The following is a 3,387-nucleotide window of genomic DNA, read 5'->3' as shown; positions in this document are numbered from 1 at the left end:
GGGGCGCAGGGGCCGGGGGCCGAGGGCGCGGGCGAGCACGGGCCGGGGGGCGCGGCGAGGGGCCTTTCGAATTCCCTCCCCCATTCGCCGTAAACCCGGGAAATTCATGGAGCGAAAGCGGTGCATGACCTCATTGCGGTGGGGCAGAAGACCGCTCGGAGGTTGATAATCATGGTTCCGCTGCTACTCGTTCTGCTCCTCGCGCTGATTCTTTTCGGGGCCGGATTCGCCCTCAAGGCGCTCTGGTGGATCGCCGTTGTCGTGCTCGTGGTGTGGCTGCTCGGATTCGTGATCCGGCCGGCCGGCACCGGGGGCCGCAAGGGCCGCTGGTACCGCTGGTAGCCCGATCCGCGCGGTAAGAGCGCATGCAAGAGCTGGGGGGACGGGCCTTGTCGCCGAGGGGCGGCGGGGCCCGTCCTCGTACGCGCGTGCCGGAGGATTCGTCGGCGAATGACGCGTTATGGCGCGCTGGAGTGCGCGGCCACGGCGTCGGCGGCCGTGGCGTGAATGGTGAGAAACGTGTCGAGTCCGGTGAGGTGCATCAGCCTCGCCACCCGGTCCGGAATGGCGGCCAGGATCAGCGACCCGTCGGCCTCCTTGGCGCAGCGCCAAATGCCCACGAGGGCGTTGAAGCCGGAGGAGTCGCAGAAGGTGACGGCGCCGAGGTCCAGAATCAAATGGCGGTGTCCCTGACCGATCAGTTCCAGGGCCCCGGTGCGCAGTTCGGGGGCGGTGTGGATGTCCAGGGCACCGGCGAGCGCGGCCACGGCGAGGCTGCCACGCGTGTGCTGGGTCGTCAGGTGAAGGGTCTCGTTCACGGGCGTCGACTCTCCGGCTGTTCGCCGCCGGGGGCGATGGTGTGGGCAGCGGCGGTGACGCCGTCCGGCACGGCGTCGGGGACGGGGACGGACAGGGCCAGCAGGGCGACGTCGTCCTCGACGCCGTGGGGCAGCGCGTCGATCAGCGCGACGGTGTCCTGGACGACCGCGTTCGCGCCGACGGGGTGGGAGCGGCCGGCGAGGAAGCCGGTCAGCCCGGCCTCGCCCAGCATGGCGCCGTCCCCGGTGCGGGCCTCGGTCAGCCCGTCGGTGTAGAGCAGCAGCCCCTCTCCGGGGGCGAGGCGGAAGGTGACGGAGGCGAAGGACGCCTCGGCGAACGCCCCGACCAGCATGCCGCCCTTCGGCCGCACCGCCACCACCCGCGCCCGCCCGGGCTGGTCGCCGGCGCGCAGATGGTAGAGCGGCGGGTGGCCGCCGGTGGCCGCCGTCACGGTGAACCCGCCGTCCTCGTGCGGCTCCAGCACGCCGAAGACGGCGGTGCAGTAGCGGGTGCCGATGGCCGGGTCGAGCAGCAGCGCGGTGTTCAGCGCCTCCAGTACGGCGGTGGGGCTCGCGTCCAGCAGCGCCGCGGCGCGCAGGGTGTAGCGGGTCAGCGAGGTGACCGCGGCGGCCTCGGCGCCCTTGCCGCACACATCGCCCAGGAAGAACGCCCACCGGCCGCCGCCCAGCGGGAAGACGTCGTAGAAGTCGCCGCCCACGTCGCGCGGGGAGGCGGTGGCGTAGTGGCAGGCCAGTTCGAGACCGGGCACGCTGGGCAGCGAGGGCGGCAGCAGGGTCCGCTGGAGGGCGGAGGCGAACGAGGCGATGGCCGCCCGGTCCTTCTCCGCCCGCTCGCGCGCCGCCTCCTGCTCCTTGCGCCGCTCCTGCTCGTGGCGGAGGGCGCGCAGCGCGGAGAGGCGCAGCTCCATCTCGTCCAGCACGATCGCGGCGAGGTCGGCGAGGGTGTCGGTGTCGGCCTTGCTGATCGACCGCGGCCTGGTGTCGAGGATGTTGACCGTGCCCAGGCGGTGGCCGTCGGCGGTGACGATGGGCGCGGCGGCGTAGAACCGTACGCCCAGGGGGCCGGTGACCAGGGGGTTGCCGGAGGCGACGGGGTCGATGAGGGTGTCGGGGATCACGGTGGCGTCGTCGGTGAGGATCGCCGAGCCGCACAGCCCGGGGTCGCGGCCGATCTCGCGGACGCCGTCGAGGCCGTGCGCGGCCTTGAACCAGATCCGGTCCTCGTCCACGATCGTCACGGAGGCCACCGGCACGTCGAACAGGCGGGCGGCCATGGCCGCCACCCGGTCGAAGGCGCCGTCGGGCGGGGTGTCCAGGATGTCGTAGCGGCGGACCGCCTCCAGTCGCCGCGCTTCCTCCACCGCGCTGAGCGCCGGCCGCTGCTGCCCCGGACCGCCGTCCGGCACGGCCGCGTGTCCCGCTCGTGGCATCGCTGGTCGCTCTCCTCGCCCGCCGGCCCGGACGGCCGGCGCTTCGGGGAAGCCTAGACCAGGCCCGGCTCCCCAAAAAATGATCAATCGCACAGCTGTGCGGACGCATATTCGTTTCGGCGGGCCACGGGTCCGTTTCGGGCGGCCGCGGGCGGTTACCCGAGCCGTATGGCACGGATTCCGAAGCTGCGGCACCGGCACGAGAGCGAGCACCAGGGCGGCGGCCCCGGACCGGACCCCGAGGTGGAGCGGCGCGCCCCGGACGAGCCGACCGCGCTGCCCGGGAAGTCCTGGTGGGCCGTGCTGCGGCGGACCGTGGGCGAGTTCCAGGACGACGAGCTCGCCGACCGGGCCGCGGCGCTCACCTACTACAGCGTGCTGTCGCTGTTCCCCGCGCTGCTCGTGCTCGTCTCCCTGCTCGGCGTCGCGGGCGAGTCGGCCACCCGGCACGTCCTGGACAACCTGCAGAACCTCGCGCCCGGCCCGGCGCGCGACGTGGTGACCAACGCCGTGAAGCAGCTCCAGGACAGCGGCGGCACCGGCTCCGTACTGGCCGTGATCGGTCTGCTGGCGGCGGTGTGGTCGGCCTCCGGCTATGTCGCGGGCTTCATCCGCGCGTCCAACGCCGTCTACGACATCCCCGAGGGCCGGCCGGTGTGGAAGGTGATGCCGCTGCGGCTGGCCCTGACCGTGGTGCTGATGCTCATGGCCTGCGCCAGCGCGCTGATCGTGGTGTTCACCGGCGGGTTGGCCCGGCAGGCCGGCACCGCGCTGGGCGTCGGGGACACGGCGATGACGGTGTGGACGATCGCCAAGTGGCCGGTGCTCGTGCTCCTGGTCACCATGATGATCGCGATCCTGTACTGGGCGTCGCCCAACGCCAAGGCGCGTGGCTTCCGCTGGGTGACTCCGGGCAGTTTCCTCGCCCTGCTGATCTGGATGGCCGCGTCCGCCGGCTTCGCGCTGTACGTGGCGAACTTCGCCTCGTACAACAAGACGTACGGGACCCTGGCCGGCGTCATCATCTTCCTGGTGTGGCTGTGGATCACCAATCTGGCCATTCTGCTGGGACTGGAGTTCGACGCCGAGCTCTACCGCCAGCGCGCCATCGCCGGTGG

4 protein-coding genes are annotated in these 3,387 nt (G+C 72.4%); 2 read left to right on the top strand and 2 right to left on the bottom strand.

The window, feature by feature from the left end; all coding sequences use genetic code 11:
- The first annotated feature begins 171 nt into the window (after positions 1-171).
- Positions 172-342, top strand: a complete 171-nt coding sequence (locus tag ACSNOD_RS29815) for a hydrophobic protein (RefSeq protein WP_436770198.1) — start codon at positions 172-174, stop codon at positions 340-342.
- Positions 343-458: 116 nt separating this feature from the next.
- Here the strand turns inward: ACSNOD_RS29815 and ACSNOD_RS29810 are convergent, their stop codons facing one another.
- Positions 459-818, bottom strand: a complete 360-nt coding sequence (locus ACSNOD_RS29810; RefSeq protein ID WP_436770197.1) for an STAS domain-containing protein — start codon at positions 816-818, stop codon at positions 459-461.
- Complete coding sequence (locus ACSNOD_RS29805) at positions 815-2,269, bottom strand: PP2C family protein-serine/threonine phosphatase (protein ID WP_436770196.1); 1,455 nt, start codon at positions 2,267-2,269, stop codon at positions 815-817. Before ACSNOD_RS29805 ends, ACSNOD_RS29810 begins: the two co-directional genes overlap by 4 nt.
- A gap of 168 nt (positions 2,270-2,437) precedes the next feature.
- Between ACSNOD_RS29805 and ACSNOD_RS29800 the strand changes: the two genes are divergently transcribed.
- Positions 2,438-3,387: YihY/virulence factor BrkB family protein (locus ACSNOD_RS29800; RefSeq protein ID WP_436770195.1), on the top strand; the 950-nt coding region annotated here is incomplete at its 3' end.

This window comes from Streptomyces sp. URMC 123, assembly GCF_051386515.1.
Taxonomy (GTDB): Bacteria; Actinomycetota; Actinomycetes; order Streptomycetales; family Streptomycetaceae; genus Streptomyces.
Note: the sequence above shows the minus strand (reverse complement) of the source record. Positions and strands in the feature narration are given on the sequence as shown.